The 21442-nt window shown below is 68.1% G+C and carries 18 protein-coding genes and 4 pseudogenes; 11 read left to right on the forward strand and 11 right to left on the reverse strand.

The window, feature by feature from the left end; translation table 11 throughout:
* Positions 1-9 precede the first annotated feature (9 nt).
* Positions 10-307 (reverse strand): annotated as a pseudogene (locus tag OG395_RS45525) (Na+/H+ antiporter NhaA); the annotation flags it as partial.
* A gap of 199 nt (positions 308-506) precedes the next feature.
* Between OG395_RS45525 and OG395_RS45530 the strand changes: the two are divergent.
* Positions 507-2603 carry a SpoIIE family protein phosphatase gene (locus tag OG395_RS45530; RefSeq protein ID WP_327248158.1) on the forward strand — a complete coding sequence of 699 codons (2097 nt, stop codon included), beginning with the start codon at positions 507-509 and terminating at the stop codon, positions 2601-2603.
* Between the two features lie 19 nt (positions 2604-2622).
* Here the strand turns inward: OG395_RS45530 and OG395_RS45535 are convergent.
* Positions 2623-2892, reverse strand: a pseudogene (locus OG395_RS45535) (hypothetical protein); the annotation flags it as partial.
* A 109-nt stretch (positions 2893-3001) separates the two neighbouring features.
* Here OG395_RS45535 and OG395_RS45540 point away from each other — a divergent pair.
* The 4 genes and pseudogenes from OG395_RS45540 to OG395_RS45555 all read left to right on the forward strand — a co-directional run.
* Positions 3002-3526, forward strand: coding sequence for a hypothetical protein (locus OG395_RS45540; RefSeq protein ID WP_327248159.1), 525 nt, complete (start codon positions 3002-3004; stop codon positions 3524-3526).
* A 537-nt stretch (positions 3527-4063) separates the two neighbouring features.
* Positions 4064-4693 carry a TetR/AcrR family transcriptional regulator gene (locus OG395_RS45545; protein WP_327248160.1) on the forward strand — a complete coding sequence of 210 codons (630 nt, stop codon included), beginning with the start codon at positions 4064-4066 and terminating at the stop codon, positions 4691-4693.
* An 85-nt stretch (positions 4694-4778) separates the two neighbouring features.
* Positions 4779-6374, forward strand: coding sequence for an FAD-dependent monooxygenase (locus OG395_RS45550; RefSeq protein WP_327248161.1), 1596 nt, complete (start codon positions 4779-4781; stop codon positions 6372-6374).
* A 185-nt stretch (positions 6375-6559) separates the two neighbouring features.
* A pseudogene (locus OG395_RS45555) lies at positions 6560-6721 on the forward strand (IS256 family transposase); the annotation flags it as partial.
* Between the two features lie 247 nt (positions 6722-6968).
* Here OG395_RS45555 and OG395_RS45560 read toward each other — a convergent pair.
* The 4 genes and pseudogenes from OG395_RS45560 to OG395_RS45575 all read right to left on the reverse strand — a co-directional run bounded on the left by OG395_RS45560 (position 6969) and on the right by OG395_RS45575 (position 9232).
* On the reverse strand, positions 6969-7172 hold the full coding sequence (locus OG395_RS45560; RefSeq protein ID WP_327248162.1) for a hypothetical protein: 204 nt from the start codon (positions 7170-7172) through the stop codon (positions 6969-6971).
* Positions 7173-7235: 63 nt separating this feature from the next.
* Positions 7236-8132, reverse strand: coding sequence for an RNA polymerase sigma-70 factor (locus OG395_RS45565; RefSeq protein ID WP_327248163.1), 897 nt, complete (start codon positions 8130-8132; stop codon positions 7236-7238).
* A gap of 15 nt (positions 8133-8147) precedes the next feature.
* Positions 8148-8424: pseudogene (locus tag OG395_RS45570) on the reverse strand (succinate dehydrogenase); the annotation flags it as partial.
* A gap of 76 nt (positions 8425-8500) precedes the next feature.
* Positions 8501-9232, reverse strand: a complete 732-nt coding sequence (locus OG395_RS45575) for an SDR family oxidoreductase (protein WP_327248164.1) — start codon at positions 9230-9232, stop codon at positions 8501-8503.
* A gap of 24 nt (positions 9233-9256) precedes the next feature.
* Between OG395_RS45575 and OG395_RS45580 the strand changes: the two genes are divergently transcribed.
* Complete coding sequence (locus tag OG395_RS45580; protein WP_327249670.1) at positions 9257-9490, forward strand: Rrf2 family transcriptional regulator; 234 nt, start codon at positions 9257-9259, stop codon at positions 9488-9490.
* Positions 9491-9641: 151 nt separating this feature from the next.
* Here the strand turns inward: OG395_RS45580 and OG395_RS45585 are convergent, their stop codons facing one another.
* The 3 genes from OG395_RS45585 to OG395_RS45600 all read right to left on the reverse strand — a co-directional run bounded on the left by OG395_RS45585 (position 9642) and on the right by OG395_RS45600 (position 12779).
* On the reverse strand, positions 9642-10838 hold the full coding sequence (locus tag OG395_RS45585; RefSeq protein WP_327248165.1) for an NAD(P)/FAD-dependent oxidoreductase: 1197 nt from the start codon (positions 10836-10838) through the stop codon (positions 9642-9644).
* Between the two features lie 1186 nt (positions 10839-12024).
* Entirely contained in the window at positions 12025-12471 is a 447-nt protein-coding gene (locus tag OG395_RS45595; protein WP_266989396.1) for an SRPBCC family protein, read from the reverse strand.
* Positions 12468-12779 (reverse strand): ArsR/SmtB family transcription factor, encoded by a 312-nt coding sequence (locus OG395_RS45600; protein WP_327248166.1) that lies wholly within the window; start codon positions 12777-12779, stop codon positions 12468-12470. Before OG395_RS45600 ends, OG395_RS45595 begins: the two co-directional genes overlap by 4 nt.
* Before the next feature lie 115 nt (positions 12780-12894).
* Between OG395_RS45600 and OG395_RS45605 the strand changes: the two genes are divergently transcribed.
* Positions 12895-13317 (forward strand): SRPBCC family protein, encoded by a 423-nt coding sequence (locus tag OG395_RS45605; RefSeq protein ID WP_327248167.1) that lies wholly within the window; start codon positions 12895-12897, stop codon positions 13315-13317.
* Between the two features lie 35 nt (positions 13318-13352).
* Positions 13353-13895: a TIGR03086 family metal-binding protein gene (locus OG395_RS45610; protein WP_327248168.1), complete on the forward strand. Its 543-nt coding sequence runs from the start codon at positions 13353-13355 to the stop codon at positions 13893-13895.
* Positions 13896-14880: 985 nt separating this feature from the next.
* Here OG395_RS45610 and OG395_RS45615 read toward each other — a convergent pair.
* Positions 14881-17220: a SpoIIE family protein phosphatase gene (locus tag OG395_RS45615; protein WP_327248169.1), complete on the reverse strand. Its 2340-nt coding sequence runs from the start codon at positions 17218-17220 to the stop codon at positions 14881-14883.
* A gap of 518 nt (positions 17221-17738) precedes the next feature.
* Here OG395_RS45615 and OG395_RS45620 point away from each other — a divergent pair.
* From OG395_RS45620 to OG395_RS45630, 3 genes are all read left to right on the forward strand, one after another.
* A complete protein-coding gene (locus OG395_RS45620; protein WP_327248170.1) occupies positions 17739-18017 on the forward strand; it encodes an SDR family oxidoreductase in 279 nt (92 codons plus the stop codon).
* Between the two features lie 19 nt (positions 18018-18036).
* Positions 18037-18249 (forward strand): SDR family oxidoreductase, encoded by a 213-nt coding sequence (locus tag OG395_RS45625; RefSeq protein WP_327248171.1) that lies wholly within the window; start codon positions 18037-18039, stop codon positions 18247-18249.
* Positions 18250-18631: 382 nt separating this feature from the next.
* Positions 18632-19291 carry a hypothetical protein gene (locus tag OG395_RS45630; protein ID WP_327248172.1) on the forward strand — a complete coding sequence of 220 codons (660 nt, stop codon included), beginning with the start codon at positions 18632-18634 and terminating at the stop codon, positions 19289-19291.
* A gap of 1433 nt (positions 19292-20724) precedes the next feature.
* On the opposite strand, the gene OG395_RS45635 is transcribed toward OG395_RS45630, so the two are convergent.
* Positions 20725-21363 carry an isochorismatase family cysteine hydrolase gene (locus OG395_RS45635; RefSeq protein WP_327248173.1) on the reverse strand — a complete coding sequence of 213 codons (639 nt, stop codon included), beginning with the start codon at positions 21361-21363 and terminating at the stop codon, positions 20725-20727.
* Positions 21364-21442 lie beyond the last annotated feature (79 nt).

Raw genomic sequence — 21442 nt, forward strand, 5'->3', positions numbered from 1 at the left:
AGCGCTCGGACCCCGGTCGTCGGCGACCGCAAGGGTCGGCGGGAAGGCCCGCAGCGCAGAGGGCAGGTGGGTGCTCAGGACGGCCAGGACCGCGAGGACCGCGAGCGCGAAGGGGATGCCGGTGCCCATCGGCACCGCCGAGCCGTCCAGGCCTCCTCCGCCGACCGTGGCGGTGGCTGCGGAGACGGATGTCCGGACCGCCACGCCGGACACACGGCCGCGATGACCGGCAGGGCTGCGGTGGCCGGGTACGGAGTTGGCCGACGACACGTTCCCGATTCAGCTCGATCCGCGCGACCAGGAAGAACCCCCGTCACGGGCAGCCGCAGGCCGGGTACCGCCTGCTGTCCGTCAGGCGAGTCCTCTCCGGTCTGCCAACCGTCTTGCGCTGGGATGACGACGGGGCCAGGGGGAGTATGGGGGTATCCGGAGCAGCAAGGAGACCGGCGCAACCGAAGACCGGCAGGAGGCCCCGCGTCGGTTGGCAGGCGGAGGGAGTGCCTTGCATGAACAGCATCGAATCCTTCCAGGCCGACATCAGACGGCTGCGCCCCGGGCGTTCACACCCGGGTGGGCTGCTGGACCTGCTGACTGTCGCCGCGGTGGTGCTGGACGCCGACGGGCGGATCGCTTTCTGGAGCCCGCAGGCCGAGGAGCTGTTCGGCTATACCGCCCAGGAGGCTCTGGGCCAGTACGCGGCACGCCTGATGGTCCACGAGGAGCACCTGGATCTGGTGATCAAGCTGTTCGCCGAGGTGATGGACACGGGCCAGAGCTGGGCCGGTGCTTTCCCTATCAGGAACAAGGACGGCAGTACCCGGCTGGTCGAGTTCCGCAACATGCGGCTGCTGGACCCCCTCGGAGACGTATACGCCTTGAGCATCGCGGCCGACCACACCACCCTCCAGCAGGTCGAAACCGAGCTCGCGCTCTCCGAGCGGCTGGTCTCGCAGTCCCCGATCGGGCTCAAGGTCATGGACACCGACCTGCGGTACGTCACCGTCAACCCAGCCCTGGCCCACATCAACGGCCTGCCCGCCGCCGACCACATCGGCCGGAACGTCCATGAAGCCCTGCCCTTCCTGGACACCACTGCCATCGAGTCCGTGATGCGCCAGGTCCTGGCAACCGGTATCCCGGTCCTGGACCGGTACGTCGTCGGACGCACCCCCGCCGAACCCGAGACCGAGCACGCGTGGTCCACCTCGTATTTCCGGCTGGAGGACCGCGTCGGGCGGGTGCTCGGTGTGGCTGCCTCGGTGGTGGACATCACCGAGCGGCACCGTGCGGCCACCGAGGCCGCACGGGCTCGCCGACGCCTTGCCCTCATCGCCAACGCCTCCGCTCGCGTCGGCACCACCCTGGAGGTGGACCAGACCGCCCGGGAGCTGGCCGAGGCCACGGTGCCGGACCTCGCCGACGTGGTCGCGGTGGACGTGCTCGACTCCGTCCTGGCCCTGCGCCGCTCGGCCGCGCCCGCGACCGGCCCGGAACTCTTCCGTGCCCTCGCCGTCGTAGCCGCCTATCCCACCGAGGTCGTCCGCGCCGCCGACAGGCCCGGAGACCTTGCCACCTATGGCGCTGACCGCCTGGTCACGCAGTGCGTACACACTGGTCGGCCGGTGCTGGTGCCGCACGCAACCGATCAGGATCTGCCCCGCATCGCCCGCGACCCGGCTGCCGCCGCCCTTCTGGCCCAGGCCGGCGTCCACTCGTATCTCGCGGTCCCCCTGATCGCCCGCGGCGAAGTCCTGGGCGCCGTGGACTTCATACGTGCTCGCAATCCGCTGCCCTTCGACGAGGACGACGCCACCCTGGCCGGTGAGCTCGCCGGCCGCGCCGCGGTGTGCATCGACAATGCGCGTTGGTTCCAGAGCGTGCGCAACATCGCGGTCACCCTTCAACGCAGCCTGCTGCCGGATCACCCTCCGCACCACGCGGGCCTGGACGTCGCCTCCCGCTATGAACCCGCAGGAGCTGCCAGCGAGGTCGGCGGGGATTGGTTCGACGTCATCTCCCTGGACGGCGACAAGACCGCCTTGGTGGTAGGTGACGTGATGGGCAGCGGCATAGACGCCGCCGCGACCATGGGCCGACTGCGCACCGCGACGTGCACGCTGGCCGATCTCGACCTCGACCCGGCACAGGTGCTCCGACAGCTCGACAAGACCACCACACGCCTGGAGCACTACATCGCCACCTGCGTCTACGCCGTCTACGACCCTCGCCGCGCGGAGTGTCACATCGCCACAGCAGGACACATGCCTCCCGTCCTGGTACGCACAGGCCATCCACCGGAACTGGTCGACCTGCCCACCGGCGTCCCCCTCGGCGTCGGCGGCGTCCCCTTCGAAGCCGGCACCGTCCGATTGGGGCACGGCGATCTGCTCGTCCTCTATACCGACGGACTGGTCGAAACCCGCGAACATCCCATCGACGAGCGCCTGAAGAGACTGCTCCAGCTGCTGGAAGGCCCCCAGTGCCCCTTGGAGGAGACATGCGACCGGCTCCTCAGTGCACTGCGCGACCCGGAGCACCACGACGACGTGGCTCTGCTCATCGCGCGTCCTCAGGCACAGCCGGTTGCGCGTCCGCCGTGTTGAATCACCTGGCGATCGGATCTCATACGAATCCAGCCATCCTGGCCTGTCGGATGCCAGCCACCGTTTTCGCTCTCCCGGATCCGTCAGGACCGTGGATGTCCGCGTCCTGACATAGGGCAGCGGCGACCAGGCCTTCGAGGGCCTCGCGCGGTACTTCGCCGCCATTCACCAGCCGGTCGAAGACCAGTCCGTCGATGCAGGTCAGCAGGGTGTGAGTGCGATTCTCGACGTCCGTCACGCCGTGCGCGGCGAGGAACAGCAGGACGGCCTCGCGGCCGGCGTTCTCGCGAACCTCGGCTGGCCGCCCCCAGGTAATTCGCGGGCAGTGCGCCCATTACCCCTCCTATCGTGTACCGCTGCCGTCCACGCCGGGACGGCCCGAGGGGAGAGGCGGCGGAGTGCCGGACACATACAAGATCATGCTGAACGCCGAACTGAGCAAGGCGTTCGACGTGTGGTCCGGCTATCTGGACGCCCACACAGGCGAGGACCTCCAGGTTCGTGCCCGACTGCGCTCCACGTTGGAGTCGGCCCGCGCGGCCGCCGCCGAGGGAGACCCCGCGTCCGCACGCGCCCTGGTGGCGGACATGTACGACAACGCGCGGGAAGCCGGCCTTCTCCGGGCTCCCTTGCCGCCTCGCCCCTGCGAGGCCGACGGGCAGGCGCGCGACTACGTCAAGGACGAACTGCGGCAGGTGCTTCCTGTGCACCTGCGCGAGCATCTTGAGAGCATCGCGATCTACCTGCATGTCACGGGCCGCCGCCTTCAGACCGCCCCCGGCCTCGATGCCGCCACCCGCCAGGACATCCTCTACATCACCGCCCGCGCCGGGATGGCTCTCGACCTCGCCCACCCGACAGCAGCGCGACGCGAACTCGAACGCCTCAAGGAAATTGCGCGACGCTGGGGCGTGGAGCCCTGAGAGCCGCGCGTAGTGGCCGGCTTGTCCGATGAGCCCATCGTGGTCGAGGCGCAGGTACGACAGGACGTGAGCCGACCATGGGGCCGCCGCGCTGCGTGCAGCCTTACGACGGACGACGGCGGTCGGTACGAGTGCGCGCGAAGGCCGACTGGGCAACTCAGCTGGCGAGCGCTGCCAATTCAGGTCTCACAACTAGGGTGACTGAGCGCTCCAGTTGGTGAGTGAGTGCTTGAGATGTCGGGGCATTTGAGCGCGGGGAGCCGGCGACGAAGGTCGTCAGCGGCCGCTGCGGGGAGCCGCGCGCATAGAGTCGCGCGACGCCATCACCGTCGGCTCTTGTGCGTGTTGGCGCTCTTTGAATTTTCCCACCGGGTGCGCAGCGGTTGCCCAGACCTGCTCAGTTGATCCCCTCACTCACCTCTGTGTGGTCTTGTCTGGCGGGCCGGGAAGAGCCTGTCTCGTCCGCCAACAGGCAGTGGATAATTTTGCCGCGAATGAAACATTGCCATTTCGGTAAGTTTTGCTACGGTGGCTGACATGACACAGGGAGACGACGCTCGCATCGGGCTGCGGGAGCGCAAGAAGCGGGAGACCCGCGTCGCGCTGAGCCAGGCCACGATCCGTCTGTGTGTACAGCGCGGGTGGGACAACGTGACAGTCGAGGACATCGCCGCCGCGGCGAATGTGTCTGTGCGCACCTTCCGTAACTACTTCTCCGGTAAGGCCGAGGCGATCGCAGCCAGCCATCTGGAGCGCATGCTGCGGATCGCCGACGAGCTACGCACACGGCCAGTCGCCGAGCCCTTGTGGGACTCGATCGTTCACGTCGTACAGGCCCAGTTCGCGCAGGGAGACGATTCAGGCGCAAGGTCGTCCCACGACCAGCGCTGGAGGGACGGGCTCCGGCTCATGCTGGCCGAACCGGCGCTGCAGGGGGAGGTCGTCAAGGCGAACGCGGCCGCGGAAGAGGAACTGGCCAAGGCGATCGCCGAGCGCACCGGTACCGACGTGGCCCGTGACGTGTACCCGAAACTGGTTGCCGCGATGGTCGGCGCGGGCAGTGCCGTGGCCGTGGAGCACTCCCTGCGTACGGATCCGCCCGCCCCGCTCGTTCCGGTGTTGCGCGAGGTCTTCGACCGGATCGCCACAGGCCTTCATATTCCCTAGCAAAACCGTGTAACCGATCCTGCCGGGCTGCTGTCTGGCCGATCCGTCCTGCTCTTCTTCGTCCACGCAAAAGGGGGACACGTTCGTGATCAAGGATGTCGTCATCGTCGGAGGCGGCCCGAACGGGCTGATGCTTGCTTGTGAACTGGCCTTGGCCGGGGCACAGCCAGTCATTTTGGAGAGTCTTCCCGCGCCGAGCACGGAGCCGAAAGCGAACGGGCTGCTCGGCCAGGTCGTGAGGATGATCGACCGCAGGGGCCTGTACGAGCGCCTGAGCGGTACCCCGGGGCCGCCGCAGCCGAACTCTGCGTACTTCATGTTCGCCGCGATGGGCCTGAACCTGAGCCTGCTGGAGGACAGCCCGGTCTACGGCCTGCCGGCGCCGCAGCACCGCATCGTGCAGGTCCTGGAGGAGCGAGCCACTGAACTGGGCGTCGAAATCCGGCGGGGACACAAGCTCGTCGGCCTGTCGCAGGACGACGAGGTCACCCTGGACGTCGCGGACATGGACCGGGCCTACCGGCTGCGGGCCCGTTACGTCGTCGGCGCGGACGGAGCACACAGCATCACGCGCAAGCTGTCCGGCATAGGTTTTCCCGGCATCACCTACGACCGGCGGACCAACCGGACAGCACACGCCACGGTCCCCGCGGAGTGGGTGGATCCCGAGACCGGCGCGTTGAACGTGCCCGGCTACGGGACGATCCTGCCGTTCCTGCCCCACCGCACCGAGCACGGAGGGTTCTCGTACGCGCCGTTCCCCGGCCACCCGCCGCTGGTCAGCACCACGGAGTGGGACCAGCCCCGGACAGAGGCTCCCATGAGCCTTGACGAGCTGCGGGCGAGCATCCGCCGCGTGCTCGGCGCCGACCTGCCGCTCGGCCCGCCGACCGGCGAGGGACCACACGTGCTGCGCCGGCTGAGCGGCGGGAACACCCGAGTGGCCGAACAGTTCCGGGACCGCCGGGTGTTCCTGGTCGGCGATGCCGCCCATGTGTACACCTCAGGGGGCGGGCCCGGGCTCAACCTCGGCCTGCAGGATGCGATCAACCTCGGCTGGAAACTCGCCGCCGAGATCCGTGGCAGCGCCCCACCCGGACTGCTCGACAGTTACGAGACCGAACGCCGGCAAGCCGCTCACCGGATGGTCATGTACGCCCAGGCGCAGGCCGCGCTGACCGCGCCCGGCAGTGACGTCACCGCGCTGCGCGAGCTGTTCAACGAACTGCTCGGCCACCGGAACACCGTCCAGCACCTTGCCGACCTCACCGCCGGCACCGACATCCGTTACGACATGGGCTGCCACCACACGTACCCCCTGGTCGGACGGCTCGCACCGGACATGGAACTGCACACCCCAACCGGGGTGGTCCAGCTGACGGAACTGACCAGAACCGCGCGGCCATTGCTGCTCGACCTGACCGAAGACGCATCGGTTGCCGGGGCGCTGTCCGAGTGGCACGACCACGTGGACATCGTCACCGCACAGCCCCAGCCGACCGCGTCTGCAGCCACCGCCCTGCTGCTTCGTCCCGACTGCTACGTGGCATGGGCATCGACGTCATCCCGCCCGGACTCAGCAGACCTGGATGCGCTCCGGGCGGCCATGCAGCGGTGGTTCGGGGCTGCGGAAACCCCCCACAGCGGGCGAGAAACCTCAGGGCGACCTCAACCTTGTTGAGCCGTCAATCACATGAGGAATCTGAGCAACCCTGGGGAAAATCACGGATCAACCGACCTGCGGCAGGCCCTGAAGGCTTGACGGCTACCGCGAGTCGTCCGAGGTGTGGGCGGGCCTGCTGCGGGACTGCGCCCGCCCGGGCATGCGAGCCCCGGTCCCGGCTGTCGGCGACGGCGCGCTCCGCCGGCAGCCTCGGCGCCGCACTGGCCATGGTCCTCAAGCTCATCGAGTCGGCCCAGGCCTGCTGGCGGGCCGGGAACGCACCCCACCGTGTCGCCCTCGTTCGCGCCGGGGCCCGCTTCGAACGCGGTCGGCTGGTCGAGCGCCCCGAGGCGGCCGCGGCTTGAGTGAGCAGTGAGCAGGTCGGGCACTGCTCGGTTACATCAGGTCGCTGATGACCGGGTGGTCCGTGGAGAGGGGGCAGGCGAAGATGCGTGTGGTTTCTCGACTCCCGAGTACGACGTCTGTCGCCGCCTGACGCTTCAGCCGAGCGTCTCGCCTTACGCGAGGAAGCCGACGGGGGCCCGGCTTTCCGTGCCTCCGTCCCATTCGTTGCTGGTGAGGGCCGCCACGAAGCGCATCCCGCTGCCGCACCTACCGCACCGGCCCGTGGTAGCCCTGGTAGTTCCAGGGCTCATGACCACCGAGTTTCCAGCCCGGGGCTGTCGAAAGGTCCCAGGAGTAACGGGGTTCGTACCCCTCAGGGTCGTCGGGGTCGCGGAATGTCGCTCTCTCCCAGTCCTCGACTCTGGCTTCGAACTCCTGGCCCAGGGCGCCCGGGTGGGGGTACTGGGTCACCGGGGGAGCACGGTCCGTACCGAGGACACGGTCGCGATGTACGCCCGGTGCGGGATTGAATGCTCAGGCGGCCATGGCAGTGAGTTTCGACGGGTTCATCATCCACAGCACTCGGTCGATACCGTCTGCGGTGACGCTCACCGTGACAACGGCGAACACGCTCCCGTCACGGTACAGACGCACCGCAGCCCGGCCATTGGTCTCGACCGGCTCCACCGAGACACCGGACCAGAAGTTCTCGGCGAACGCGTGGATATATTTCGCCACTCGGTGAGGGCCCACGACCGGGAACTTCGACGCCCGGACGGCGCCCCCGCCGTCCGAATACGAGACGACGTCCTTCGCGAACAGCTCTTCCAGTGCGGTCACATTCCCTGTCTGTGCGGCCGCCACGAATGCGGTCAGGAACCGCTGGTGCTCGGGGGCCGCGACACTTGCACGTTTTCCCGCGGCCAGATGCTTGCGCGCCCGGCTCACCAGCTGGCGCACGTTCTCATGCGTCTGACCGATGATCTCCGCGATCTGCTCATACGGGTAGTCGAACGCCTCCCGAAGCACGTACGCCGCCCGTTGCGTGGGAGTGAGTTTCTCCAGCAGCATCAGCACCGCAACCTCCAGAGCCTCCCCGCGCTCCGCGCCCAGTGCCGGGTCACTGCTGGTGTCGACCGGCTCCGGCAGCCAAGGGCCGACATAGGTCTCACGGCGGACCCTCGCGGATTGCAGGACGTTGATCGCGATCCTTGTCGTGGTCGTCGTGAGAAACGCCTGCGCGTTCTGCACCGTGGACCGGTCGAAGGTCTGCCAGCGGATCCAGACCTCCTGGAGGATGTCTTCTGCGTCGCTGACGCTGCCCAGCATTCGGTAGGCGATCCCAAACATGCGACCGCGTGCACCGCGGAACACCGCCTCTGCTTCCTGAAGGTTCTCGGCGTCTTCCGCTGGATCTTTCTTCGACGGCATTGTTCGAAACCCTTGCTACTCGACGAGTTTGCCGATGGTCGAGACCTTACGCATGAGCGCCGCGATGCCGTCGGGGATCGGCGGGATGGCCTCCCGTTCCACCAGCCGCGGACCCGACCACACCAGGTTGACCTGCAGCGATGGGGCGAGCTCCGGGTGGTCGGACCGGTTGTGGCAGCCGCGGGCCTCGCGGCGCTCGAGTGCGGCCTCGATCGTCGCGCGCCGCGAGCACCGCGGACTTCAAGTCGACGTCGTGGGCGATGTCCTGGAAGCCCGCGATGCCCGGGTGCACGTCGGCGTCGGCCCGGACGTGGTGGAGTCGTCGGACGGGAGGTCAACACGGCCGACCACTGAGGGTTGTGGCTGGTTCAGGAGAGCCAGTCGGTGTAATGGGTGGGGGCGATGCGGGCGTCGTTCCGGGCGGTGAGGACATCGCCGTGGACCGCGGCGAACATGCCGGCGGTGTCATCGGTGACGACGGAGCGCCGGTCGCCCTTGGCCGTGAGGGTGAGCCGGCCGAGTTCGTCGAGGGGATAGACGTCGGGGCCTGCGATGTGAAGTACGCCGTTGAGCGGGGTGCCGGCGGCGACTTCGGCGACGACGCGGGCGACATCCGCGGCGGCGATCGGCTGGAGTGGCGTACGCGGCAGGCGGACGGTCTCGCCTTCGGCGGTCTCGGACATGACCGCGTCGATGAACTCCATGAACTGCGTGGCGCGGACGATAGAGTACGGGAGAGGGCCGGCCTTGAGGATGTCTTCCTGGAGCACCTTCGCCCGGTAGTAGTCCAGGTCGGGCACCTGATCCATGCCGACGATGGAGAGGATGACGAAGTGCCCGACGCGGCCCTTCTCACTCGCGGCGAGGAGGTTGTCCATCGACGTTTGGAAGAAGGCAGGCGAAGCGTCGTCGAAGGTCGGGGAATTCGTCAGGTTGATGACGGTGTCGGCGTCCGCCACGGCATCATCCAGGCCCTGGCCGGTGATGATGTCCACGCCTGTGGACAGGGAATGCGGGACGGCCTGGTGGCCGGCCGCGTTCAGGTTCTTCACGACCAGCGACCCGATCAGCCCGGTTCCGCCGATGACTGCGAACTTCATTGCATGGTCCTTTCGTCGATGACGATGTCCGATATATGCCTTGGTGGCGCTAACTTCACCCAGGCCGCGCGGCCGGCGCAACCGCGCGGCTTCTCGCCCGCCTTTCTTGTCGAGCAGCCCCCAGCCGTCTCGCGCGCCGGGCTCGTGCATTCATTGCAGCGAAAGGTGGGCGGCTACGTCCTGACTCGGTCACCCGCGTCGATCACGGTGCTCGACGTCGTCGAAGCAGCTGACCGGCCTGGCCCCCCTGCGGCGTAGCCGGCGCGCTGGATGCCGGGCCGCGCCGCGATGACGAGACAGGCGCCGCACCGGCCATGCGAGTGCGATGCCTGTCCGCGGTGCCGTTCATGCGCGCCACCGGCATTGATCTCGCAGGATCGGCGGGCGGGATGCGCGGCCGCCTGCGCTGTCAGAGGTTGGAGAAGCGGCCTGCCTGGGCGAGGATCTGCTCGGGGTCGTCGACCGGCGGGTAGATCCACAGCGTATTGATGTTCCGCTTTCGGGCCTTGGCGTCCTTGCCGGTCATCATGACCGTGCGGTCCCAGCCCTGTGTGACGACGGCGCCGGCCGGACCGAGATCCAGGCAGGTGCTGTAGGGATCGGGGGTGAAGGGCAGCGGATCGGTTCCCAGGAGGTCGGCGGCCACGTTGTGTCCGGCGAATTTCCCCATCGGCTGGGCGTGCTGGCAGCTCTGCGTCGTGTAGTGCCCTTCCTCCGCGAGGGCGACGGCGGTGTCGCCGGCGGCGTAGACGTCAGGGACTCCCGTCACTCGCAGATAGGCGTCCACGCTCAACCGTCCCAGCCGGTCGCGTTCTCCCGGGATCTGTGCTGTCAGAGAACTGGCGACCATTCCGGCCGTCCACACGACGGTGGCTGTGGGGATCACCTCACCGTCCGAGAGAGTGACATGCTCGGGGGTGGCCGATGCCACGGTGCGTCCCAGGCGTCGCTCCATCTTCAGTTCGTCGACCGCACCGTCGATGTGCGGGCGGGGTCCGGGGCCCAACTCCGGTCCGATGACGTCGGCGCGGTCGACCAGGACGACCCGCACCTCCTCGCCCGCGCCGTGCGCGTGGGCGATCGCCCACAGCCGTTCGCCCAGGCCGGTGGCTATCTCCAGGCCGGTGAAGCCGGCGCCCACCACGACGGCCGTGCATCGGCCCAGGGACGGCGCCCGCTGGGGCAGCCGCCGCAGGTGATGGTCGAACGCGGCCGCCGCGGGCAGGGTGTCGATGTCGAAGATGTTCTGTGCGCCCGGGAAGTCGGGGCGCACCAGCCGACTGCCGGCGGCCAGCACGAGCTTGTCGTACGACAGGGTCAGCATCTCGCCTGCTCGCCCGACGGCCCGCACAGTACGGGCCCCGGTGTCGATACCGGTCACAGTCGCCGTGACCCGGCGCACGCCGATGGGTCCGAGAACACGGTCCAGAGGCACCCGCTTGCTCTCCGGATCCTCTTCGTAGAGACGGGGACGCACGACCAGATCGTCACCACCGCTGACCAGAGTCACCCGCACCTCCTCACCTGCCTCACGCGTGGCTCGCACGGCTCCTGCCGCGCTCCACACGCCGGCGAATCCTCCACCGATGACAAGGATGTCCTTCATTCGTTCTCCTGTGCCGTGTTGACGTTTACGCACCATTGACAAGACGGCCGGGCGGAGTGTGACAGGAAGGAGAGTGTGACGTGCGTCTCCGATTGGGCGGTCAGAACTGTGGCGGTGCCTCGCAGGGGTTGCGGACTGCTGTCGGTTTACTGAGCTGAAGTGAGCTGTGGTGATCGGGAGTGAGTCCTGGCGGTGGGTTCGCGGGGGTGGGAACGGGGGTACCCAAGGGCGCGTCGAGTGGTACTCGCCGAAAAACAACGGAGCAGCCCATGACCCGGGAAGACCATGTCGGACACGCGTTCAGGGACCTGGCCCACTGGAGCGCCACCGATGTGACCCTTTCCCAAGCCGGCAGGAGACGGTGCTGTGCCGTCGTACGTGAACCGCGTCCAGGCGGGTGATCACGCAGGCCCATGCCGCTGGTCGCCTTGCGTTGGGGTGAGGCCGGGCACAGCCTCGTAACGTCCAGGAGAGATGCCCGACACAGCGCGAGGAGCAAGCGGCCATGGCGGTATGTGAAGTCTGTAGCAATGACTACGAGAAGGCATTCGAGGTGCGTGCGGCAGGGGTTGTTCACATCTTCGACAGCTTTGAGTGCGCCGCCCAACGGCTCGCTCCGTCCTGCGAGAACTGTCAATGTCGGATCCTGGGGCATGGCCTCCAGACAAACGGCCAGTTCTTCTGCTGCGCCCACTGCGCACGCCAGAAAGGCCACGCACAACTGGTTGACCACGCTTGAGCCAACGCCAGATTTCTGCCTGCAGCAGGTCGCCTCGGTGTTCGGTTGCAGACCGCCGCGCCACGAATCGTCAGGGGCGGCCGAAGCCGCCCCTGACTTTGTTGAGTTGCAGCGGCGGGACTGGTGGCCTGCCGTCCGTCGGGCGGTCCCGACGGCGCGGGCTGAACCGTGGCCCATCGTGCCGGCACACCGATCCGCCGGTACGACCGGACGGCACCGCCCCGGGTCGGCCTGCCACCCGTCCAGGTCCTCGCCGGAAGCCATCCCACGCTGCGAGCGATGCCGCTGGCCAGATCCATGAAGTCCAGTAGTCGGGCGGCGAACCTCTCAGGGACGGGTGCCTCTCGCCTGCCCGCCGTGACTGAGGTCAGCTGCTCGGACGCTGCGCGGCCCGGAAACCGCGAGCCGCTGGCCGGATACGCCCTTCATCGCCCTCGAGCCCGAGGGTTACTGCATCCAGCTGTCGGCGCCGGGGTCGCCGCCCTCCGCGCGTACGGCGAGCCGCTCGACGTAGTGCTTCCAGCCTTCCTCGTGCGCGGCGCACGACTCCGGGGTGGGCAGGCCACTGTGGACCAGCCGCAGCAAGGTGCCGTCCGGAGTGGGTTCGAGGGTGATCTCCACCGTGCTGGACCCGGGCGCCACGGGCATGCCGCCCTCCTCCCAACCCCAGGTGAAGACAAGCCGGTTGGGTGGGTCGACCGAGAGGAAACGACCGGAGGCGACGTTCTCCCCGGTGACCCGCGTGCGGTAGGCGCCGCCCGGCTCGAAGGAGAACGTGCCGTCGGCGCCCATCCAGGACAGCCACTTCTCGCGGTCGGTGAAGAAGCCGAAGACGGTCTCCGGGCGGGCGGCGATGTGCCGCTCGAGCGTGACCGTGTCCGTGGGGGTGTTCATGGTGTGTTCTCGTTCCGTTCGGCCGCTTCGGCGAGGACGGCCAGGGCGTCGAGCTTGGCGCCCCACATCGCCTGGAGATAGTCGGCGAGCGGGCCCAGGGCCTCGCGGTCCGCCCGGTAGAACCTTTTGGTCCCGTCCTTCCGCAGGGTAACCAGGCCGGCGTCCCGCAGCACTTTCAGATGCTGGGAGACCGCGCCGAAGGTGACCTCGAAGCGGGCTGCGATGTCCCCGGCGGGCAGCTCGTCGTCCCAGATCAGCCGCAGAATCTCGCGCCGTCTGGGCTCGGCGATGACCTGTACCGCGTCCATGTTCCGAATTTTAGTCGACGCTTCAGTTTGCTATCCGGGGAGGGCTTATTTTAGTGTGAACTCAAATAGATCGCTTCCGCCGTACGACGGACGCATCACCCTTCAGGAGCTCTTCATGGCCGAGATCAACTTCCAGACCGACATCGCCGCCGATCGCGGCCGCGTACTCGAGGCGCTCAACACCCACGACGGCCTCACCGGCTGGTGGACCAACGATGTGAACCGCAAGGACGAGGTCCTGTTCTTCAACTTCCCCGGCGTACCCGAGCCCTTCCAGCTCCGCCGCGAGAAGGCCGACGAGGACAGCGTCGTCTGGGTGAACATCGGCGCTTTCCCTCCGCACTGGGCCGGCACCACCATCACCTGGGAACTGACCACGGGCCCCGACGGCGTCGGTACCCGCGTGGCCTTCTCGCACTCCGGCTTCACGGAGGGCGAATCCGAGCTGCCGATGATCAGTGACACCTGGGGTCAGCTGATGACCCGACTCAAGGACTTCATCGAAACCGGCAAGCCCACTCCCTTCTTCACCGTCTGACCTGCCCGTACGAGACCAAGGACCAGGAGCCCGCCATGAATGCCCCACTCGACGAACTCGCCACCGCCTTTGCCGGTGTGGCCCGCGCCGTACACCCCGACCAGCTCGAAACACGCACCCCCTGCGAGAAGTTCACCGTTGCCGAGCTTCTCGGCCACCTCGCCGGAGTGCTGGCCGGCTCAGAGCGCGCCGCCCGCAAGCAGCCGCAGACTCCCGAGACCACGGCCGCCGAGCCCGCGACCGTCGCCGATCTCGCCCTCAAGGCAGCCGCGGCCTGGGCCGAACCCGCCGCGTACGAAGGCATGACCGCCTTCGGCCCCGGCGAGATGCCCGCCCAGTTCGCTGCGGCGATCACTCTGCAGGAACTCGCTCTGCACGGCTGGGACCTGAGCCGAGCGATCGGCCGCACCTTCACCGTCAGCGAGGAGACCGCTGAGGTCACCTTGACTGTCGTCGAGCAGCTGGCCGAACAGGCCCGCGCCAATGGTTCTTACGGCCCGGCCCTCGAAGCGTCGGCCGACGGCCCCGCCTTCGACCGCGCCCTCGCGGCCAGTGGCCGCAACCCCGAGTGGGCGTAAAACCGCACGCCCTCCGCCCTCCCTTGTCTCCGGCCCCCGGCCGGTCGACCGCCGACCTGGACGACAAGAACGGCGCAGCAACGGCCGCATCGGTGACATCGCTGCTGCTCCAGGGGTGCGCCTCAAACAGCGGTGAATGTCCGTGTGGGAGGTCGACCAGCAGGGCTCGGGCTTCCGTCGCTTCTGTCGCGGCAGCAGCCCGGTGACGCGTGGCGCCGGCCCTTGGCGTGTGACCGGCGCCTGCGGGCGCTGGAACGAAGTCGATGCCCAGCCCCCGCACGACGGATCCAGCTCCTCTTCCCCTCGGTCGCCCCGGACCCGCCGAGACGTCCGTGACGCGGGGCCGCCTGGGGAAAGATCGGCATCCTGTGCCGGTTGGCACACAGGAGGGCGCCATGCATCGGGGCTGTGCACGACTGCGGTCGACGTGCCGTCTCACGAGGGCCTCCTGGTCGCTCCTGGTCATGTCGAGGCGTGCGCGGCAGCGGCCGCACCGCTGACCGGGGCCGGTCGGCCGCGCACTCCTGCACGCATCCGCCTCCATGCAGAATGCGCGGCCAGGCCGATCAACGATTTGTGCCACGCGCACGACGGACAACCGTGCGAAAGCCATCGCCCGGAAGAGCCTGAATCGGCCTGTACCGCACTGCTCCGGTTCCGTCTGCGGGGTGCAGGGTCGGCATGGCTCGAAGGCCGGTGAAGTCGTGCTGCGCCCTGTCCGGATCGCACTCGACGCGGTGGCACCTGCACCCCGGCGATAGGCGAAGGGCCCTGCCTGATCGCTACAGATAGGGGACCGCCCGAGCAGATTCGCCGGCACGAGCCGTCCGGGTTTCGCCGATGATCGACGAGCGGGTGTCCCCTTCTGCTGGCAGTGCGTCATCCCGTTGGCAGTCGCGCCTCGTTCCGACCGGGACGCGGAGCTTCGTCCTGCAGCCTCGCCATGCCCGGATCGGACGATGGCGGACCTGCGGTTCATCAGCCTTCAATCGGGCGAGCGGTTCTGTTCGGTCCAGATGGTCTTGCCGTTCTGGCTGTAGCGGGTGCCCCAGTGGTGGGCGAGTTGGGAGACGATGAACAGCCCTCGACCGCTTTCGTCCACGACCCGGGCGTGCCGTAGATGGGGTGCGGAGTCGCCGGCGTCCGTCATCTCGCAGGTGAGTGTGCGCTCCAGGATGAGGCGCAGTTGCAGGGGAGGGGATCCGTAGCGCAGGGCATTGGTGGCCAGTTCACTGACGATCAGCTCCGCGGTGAAGGCCGTTTCCTCGTCCAGGTTCCATTGGGCCAGTTGGCGCCGGACAAGCGCCCGGGCTTCGCCGGCGGCTGTCGCGTCGTGGGTGAGTTGCCAGGTGGCCACGTGGCCGGAGGCGATGTCGGAGGTTCGTGCCAGGAGAAGCGCGGCGTCGCCTCGTGGGCGCTCGTTCCCCAGTGCGTAGACGACGTCGTCGCAGAGGGACTGCAAAGAGCGGTCGGATCGGCCCAGGACGCTCCGGAGCAGGCCAGGATCTGTCTCCGTCTCCGTCTCCGCCTCCGGGAGCAGGGCTGACGTGTAGAAGGCGAGGGTGCTGCCCTCGGCGAGTTCGAGGCTCGCGGAAGCCCTGGGCATGTTCTGGGTGCATCCCAGCGGGGGGCCTGTCGGGACATCGCAGACGCGGGTCGTGCCGTCGGGATGGACGACGATCGGTGCGGGGTGACCCGCACGGGCGATGGTGCAGATGCGGGTGAGGGGGTCGTAGACCCCGTAGACGCAGCCTGCCGTGAGCGTCTCCTTGTGGAGCGGATCGGCGGACGGGAGCGCCGCGCGTTCCTCGGCGAGACGGTCGGTCGTGTCGTGCAGTCGGGCGAGGAGTTCGTCGGGTTCCAGGTCGAGTGCGGCCAGCGCGTGGATGGCGGTGCGCAGTTGCCCCATGGTGGTGGCGGCGGAGATTCCGTTCCCGGACGCATGGCCGGTGACCAGAGCCGTGCGGGCGCCAGGAAGGGCGATGGCGTCGAACCAGCTCGCGCCCCGGTCTGCGGGGAGGTGGAGCCATGCTGTGTCGAGGCCTGTTTGCGGAGAGGGGCTCTGGGGCAGGAGTCGGCGCTGGGTTGTGGCGGCGATGCTCCGCTCGCGGGTGAAGCGGCGGGCATTGTCGACGCACAGCGCGGTGTGGGCGGCCAGTGCGAGGGCGAGGTCGACGTCGTCCTCGCCGAATGGTTCGGTCTGCCCGCAGCGGTACAGGCTCATCAGCCCCAGCACCGTGCCGCGGAGCGTCAACGGTGCCGTGATGAGCGAATGCGCTCCCGCCGCGCGGATGGCCTCGGCCCGTGCCGGGTCCGCAGCCAACCACGCACTCTCGGCAGTCAGTTCCAGGAGCCGGGGGCGCAGATCGGACAGAGCCCGTCCGAAGGGGGTCCCGTACGGAACGTTGCGTACATCGCCGAGCGGATGCACAGGCTCCGCGGCACGGCTGCGGAAGGCGGCACGCCGTAGGGGCACATCCCGGCTGAGCGGACCGAGTGGGGGGTCCTCACCCCGTACGACGTCGTCCACCACCTCGACCACGAGAATGTCGGCGTACCCGGGCACCAGGACATCCGCTGCCTCCTGGCAGGTGGCAACCACATCGAGGGTTCGGCCGACGCATTCGCGAACATCGGCGAGGACAGAGGCGTGTGTGTGCGCCCGCTCCCGGGCGGTGACATCGACGGTGAAGATCGCAAGCCCGAGGACCGTACCTTGGTCGTTCCGAAGCCGGAAGGCGGATACCGAGAACACTCGTCTCCCGCCGTGATCAGCATCAAAACGAACGCGCACCAAGCGGTCGAGCACCGGCAGGCCTTGCTCCAGTACTCGGCGGGCCACGGCTTCCTCGGCCGCAGGGTCCGCGAAGGGGTACGCCTCCGTGAGTGGCCGGCCCAGTACGCTTTCGGCCGTTACTCCGTGCATGGCCAGTGTGGCCGTATTGATGCGCACGACCCGGAGCTCGGGGTCGAGGATGTGCAAGCCGATGGGTGACTGGTTGAAGAGGGTCTCGATCTCACCGGCACTGATGCTGCTTGCACTGGCCGCGCCCGCGGGTTCCGTCGGCTGTCGCCCGATTTCCCAGGCCACAGCGCCGTCTCTCATCACCGGCCGCACCCACAACTCACACGTTGCCATGGGGCCGTCCCGGCTGCTCAGCCGTACCTCTTCCCCGCCGATACCACCCTTGCTGACCGTGAAGAGTCCCGTTGCGGGAGAGCCCAGTACCTCGGACGCAGGCAGGCCCAGCAAGGACTCGGCCTCGTGGCTCCACTCCATGATCACGCCGGAACCATCGATGATCATGAGTGCGTCGCCTCTCACGGCCAAGGCACCTCCGTCGCCGTCGGGGCAATCACCCATCCGACGGGTGACCGCCCCGACTCTCGGTGATCCCGCAGGTGAGGCGCTGATCCCCATCTGCTGTTCTCAGTGTGCCGCGATGCGCCCGACGCGGCGATGTCGAGCCGCACCGGGTCACGACAGCCGCTGAGTCCGGACTGGTAATGGATCAGTGACGTTGCGTGACGCGGGAACGGGTGGCTCGGAGGCGTCCTGGCGCCGCCGCGGCGAGCAGGGTCGTGTCGGCCGGTGCCGCAACGGCAAGGTTGCTGTGGTCTTCGGCGCTGGTGGCGCGGTGGGTAGTGCCGGCGTGCGTCAGTTCGCCGCGGAAGGCGCGACAGTTTTCCTCAGCGGTCGTACGTCAACGTCCGTGCAGGACGTCCAGCGAGAGATTGTTGCCAAGGGGGTGCCGCTCAGGCCGCGCAGGTCGACGCGACCAACGAGTCCGACGTCGAGGGCTACTACCTCGCGGAGGGGGCCGGTCGGGCGGGGCGCCGCACGTGGTGCTGAACGTGATCGGTATCCAGGCGGTACAGCGCGTTGCGCTGCTCGAACTTTCCCTTGCCGACTTCATGTCCCCGATCACGGCCTGGGCGTCGTCGCAATTCCTCACCTCGCGCATCACCGGACGACACATGGTCCAGCGGGGGTCGGGCGCCAATCTCACGCTCTCCGCGTCGCCGGCCACGCTGGCCATCGCGGGGACCGGTGGATTCGCGGTCGCCTGCGCGAGCGTCGAGGCGCTCAGCCGGACACTCGCGGCCGAACGTGGGACCTGACGGCGTGAGGGGCGTCTGTTTGCGGCCCCAGGGCATCGCCGAGACGTCCGTCGCGCCGGACCTGGCCATGCCCGATGCCGAATTCCGTGCCTTCCTTGAAGACATGACACTGCTCAAGCGCCTGCCCAGCCTGAGCGACGTGGCTCGCACCGCGGCAATCCTTGCCTCGGACGGCGCCGCCGCCATGTCGGGATCAGTGGTGAACCTGACCTGTGGCATGAGCGTGGGCTGAGTCATCGTTACCGGCCGACGGCGTGATCAAGCAGCCGTGGTCGCCCATCCTGCTGCCTTCAACAGGCCGGGTCCGGGTGCCGCCCGCCCGTTGGTGTACGCCTACCGCTGAGCCACGGCGCCCGTGGCCAACCACGTTGCCCACCGGGCCCAGGCGGCCGGCGTCGGGCCTGCCTCAGCACTCGCGGCGACGTGTTCCGCAGCCGACGAGGCCTGGTGTCAGGAGCCGCTGTCGTACCGGGTGGTTCTTTCTGCGGCCGAGCGGGGAATCCTGCCCGGCGTCCATTTCCCGGCCTTGGTGCTGAGTACTGGTACTCATGCGAGGTCCACCGCTCGAACCCCACACTGCAGCCATGACACAAATTTCCACGAGGGGCGCCCGCATGGGGTGTACGCGCCGGCGGTCCCACGTCTGGCGCGGCGCGGCACTGGCGGCGCTGTGCGCACTCGCCCTTACCTCCTGTGGTGCCGAGCGAGCGGGCGGCGGGGACCGTATCGAGCTCGGCCGTGGTGCCGCCGAGCCCGGTGCCGCCGAGCCCGGCGACTCCGAGTTCCTCGCGTTCATGGAACTCCTCATCTCCGTCGCCGAACCGTGTCAGGCGGACCTTCCGAGCCAGGCGCCGCCTGTGGAGCCGGCTCCAACAGCGCCGCCCACCGCGCCCTTGCCCGAGCTCTCCCTCCCGGCTGAACCGCCGCCCACGGGTGAGCCCCGGACCGATGAAACCGCCAAGGGGGAAGTCGAGCTGGACTCCGTCGAGAGGTGCGAGGCACCCCTTCACGCCCGCCGCATCACCAAGGCCCTCAACCGCATGCCCGGCCCGACGCCGTCGCGCGTCCGGGAGGCCCTGCGTGGTCTCGGCTACATCGACGAGCGGATCCACGGCCCGCAACGCTCCGGCGAGACCGTGCAGTTCATCGTCGACCTGCGGGTGATGGGCGGCCAACTGTGTCTGTCCGGCAGCGTCAGCGGTGTGAGGACCGCCATCGAACCGTATGGCGCGTCCCCGGAGGTCGGCTGCCCGGACGTACGACGCCGCGGATGAACAGCGGAGGACAGTCACCGCCGCCCGGCCGCGGCAGGAGCATCCCGATACTGCCCTGGCAAGGACCCTGGTGACTTCAAGACTGGGGTTCGGTGAAACTTCCGTGACGGTTCGCCCTGCTTGATCAGACATCGAAGGCCTCATCGCTGGTGTGCGACATGGGACGAGTCGTCAATCCGTCCGGCACAGTTCCTCAGGAGGTCCTGCGCTGTCTGGACGGCATCTGCCCTGAGCGTCTCAAGCGAGACGTCCCAGTCGTCGTCCCATCTGTCGAGCATGACGGCGCAGTGGACGATGGGTTGCAGTTCGTCGGGTCCGATCCGACGTGCCGACCCAACGCGGGCTCTCGTTCGAGTCTCCGCAGCAGTTGAATGGCTTCTTCCTTGGTCATCCGGGTCGGTCCCTATCCGCCGTGGGAGAGGGACCCTGTCATGGTGGCTATGGCGACGGCTACTGACTTCCAGGCGGCGGACCCAGGCACCTTGTTACGGGGCGGCCCGGCATGGTCAGAACCGAAGGTCGCTGGTCAGATACGGTGAGGGGATGACCGAGGGCCTGCCTGCCGACGTAGCCGATGTGCTTGCACTGGTCCTGCACGCGGACGATCCGGTTCATGTCGCGCTCCGAAGGCAGGTTCCGTACCTCAACGTGCGAGCGCGCTGCACATGCGGGTGCGGTACCGCCTACTTCGAACTCGACACCAGCGAGGTGGAACCCGCGTCCACCGGCCCCAGCACTGCCGTGGCGGCCGAAGCGCAGCTGGTGAGTTCGCCTATCGGTTCTGGATCGAGAACCGTCTCTGGCATGCGGTCAACGGCGATGACCTGTCACGGCTCGAACCGCGGTTGCGCGACTACTTGCGTCACTACACGCCACCTGGGATCTCCGCATGACAGAGTATGAGGCGAGATCACGCGCGGATGCCAGAGCGGGTACGGGTTCGCCGGCGACGTGGCCAGGGTGGAGACCTCACGAACAGGTAGCCGATCCACCGGCCGTCGGCCCGGCCAGCGAGGGCGAGGCCGACTGCGGCCAGCGTCGAACGCAACCGCTCTGTCCACCTGCTGTGCCGCCGGGGCAGCCCTGGCATCGGCTCGGCGAACGTCCGTCGTTTGCATGAAGCGTCCGGGAACCTGCGGACCCGCGGACAGGGGACCACCCGCTGTCCCGCAGTGGGTACGTTGACGGGAGACCGCAGGTAGGCATCCGGTTCGACCTGCTCCCTCAATCAGGACATGCTTCCGTTGCGGCCGTGCTCCGGGCCCCAACGCTTTTCGCCTCGTCGTTCGCGTCCACAGCACCGCCACGTCTGCGATGGATGGGAACAACATCTCATCCAGCGAGCCAGGACCAAGACTTGGTGAACATCACCCGCCCGCGGACCTGGGCACCTCCCAAACACAACCGACTTCACAACCCGTGAATGAATCCGCTCAGGGGCTGGTTGCCGCTTGGGTCAGCCCTGAGGTGAACTCGTCCGCGGTGAGGATGGCGTGGGCATAGGTCGGAGCGTTGAGCTCGAACGTCGCTTGCATCTCCTCAGGGCGGAACGCGGCGATGGCGTCCTTGATCAGCGTGACGTGATAGCCGAGCTCCTGGGCGAATCGCGCAGTGGTGTCGATGCAGGTGTTCGCCCGCATGCCGATCAGCACGATCCTTGAGACATGATGCTGCTTCAGCAGGAAGTCCAGGTCGGTGTTGGCGAAGCCACTGGCGGACCAGTGTTCGTGCACGCGAAGTTCTCCCTCGCGCGGCTGGAAGTCCGGGTGGAACTCTCCGCCCCACGTACCCGCGGCGAAGACCTGTTCTTTGCGCGCTGCGCCCTGCGAGGGGGACAGATACGCCCACGTGTCGTAATCGCCTGGGGAAGTCCGTCGGTGGGGCACGAACAAGACGCGCATACGGGAGGCACGGGCGGCCGCCAGGACCTGACGCATGTGGTCGAGGAGGCCGACCTGCTCGGCAACTGCCCTTGTTCGCGGCCACAACTTCCCGCCCTCGGACAAGAAGTCGTTGTACGGGTCAACGACAAGCAGTGCGGTCGTCTCGCCGGCGTATCCGGGGTCGTTCATACCAAGGCTCCCCTCGCGGCTGGTTCTGGACGGTGGCGGAACAATCGTTCGTGAGGCGCGGACGCGTCGCCCGGCCGGA

This window comes from Streptomyces sp. NBC_01320 (assembly GCF_035974375.1).
GTDB classification, from domain to species: Bacteria; Actinomycetota; Actinomycetes; order Streptomycetales; family Streptomycetaceae; genus Streptomyces; species Streptomyces yanii.

What these genes read in the sequence shown, in the direction of transcription:
- OG395_RS45530 (WP_327248158.1), top strand. Translation starts at nt 507, where the DNA reads ATGAACAGCATCGAATCCTTCCAGGCCGACATCAGACGGCTGCGCCCC.
- OG395_RS45545 (WP_327248160.1), top strand. Translation starts at nt 4,064, where the DNA reads ATGACACAGGGAGACGACGCTCGCATCGGGCTGCGGGAGCGCAAGAAG.
- OG395_RS45565 (WP_327248163.1), bottom strand. Translation starts at nt 8,132, where the DNA reads ATGCCGTCGAAGAAAGATCCAGCGGAAGACGCCGAGAACCTTCAGGAA.
- OG395_RS45575 (WP_327248164.1), bottom strand. Translation starts at nt 9,232, where the DNA reads ATGAAGTTCGCAGTCATCGGCGGAACCGGGCTGATCGGGTCGCTGGTC.
- OG395_RS45580 (WP_327249670.1), top strand. Translation starts at nt 9,257, where the DNA reads ATGTCCGATATATGCCTTGGTGGCGCTAACTTCACCCAGGCCGCGCGG.
- OG395_RS45585 (WP_327248165.1), bottom strand. Translation starts at nt 10,838, where the DNA reads ATGAAGGACATCCTTGTCATCGGTGGAGGATTCGCCGGCGTGTGGAGC.
- OG395_RS45595 (WP_266989396.1), bottom strand. Translation starts at nt 12,471, where the DNA reads ATGAACACCCCCACGGACACGGTCACGCTCGAGCGGCACATCGCCGCC.
- OG395_RS45600 (WP_327248166.1), bottom strand. Translation starts at nt 12,779, where the DNA reads ATGGACGCGGTACAGGTCATCGCCGAGCCCAGACGGCGCGAGATTCTG.
- OG395_RS45605 (WP_327248167.1), top strand. Translation starts at nt 12,895, where the DNA reads ATGGCCGAGATCAACTTCCAGACCGACATCGCCGCCGATCGCGGCCGC.
- OG395_RS45610 (WP_327248168.1), top strand. Translation starts at nt 13,353, where the DNA reads ATGAATGCCCCACTCGACGAACTCGCCACCGCCTTTGCCGGTGTGGCC.
- OG395_RS45630 (WP_327248172.1), top strand. Translation starts at nt 18,632, where the DNA reads ATGGGGTGTACGCGCCGGCGGTCCCACGTCTGGCGCGGCGCGGCACTG.
- OG395_RS45635 (WP_327248173.1), bottom strand. Translation starts at nt 21,363, where the DNA reads ATGAACGACCCCGGATACGCCGGCGAGACGACCGCACTGCTTGTCGTT.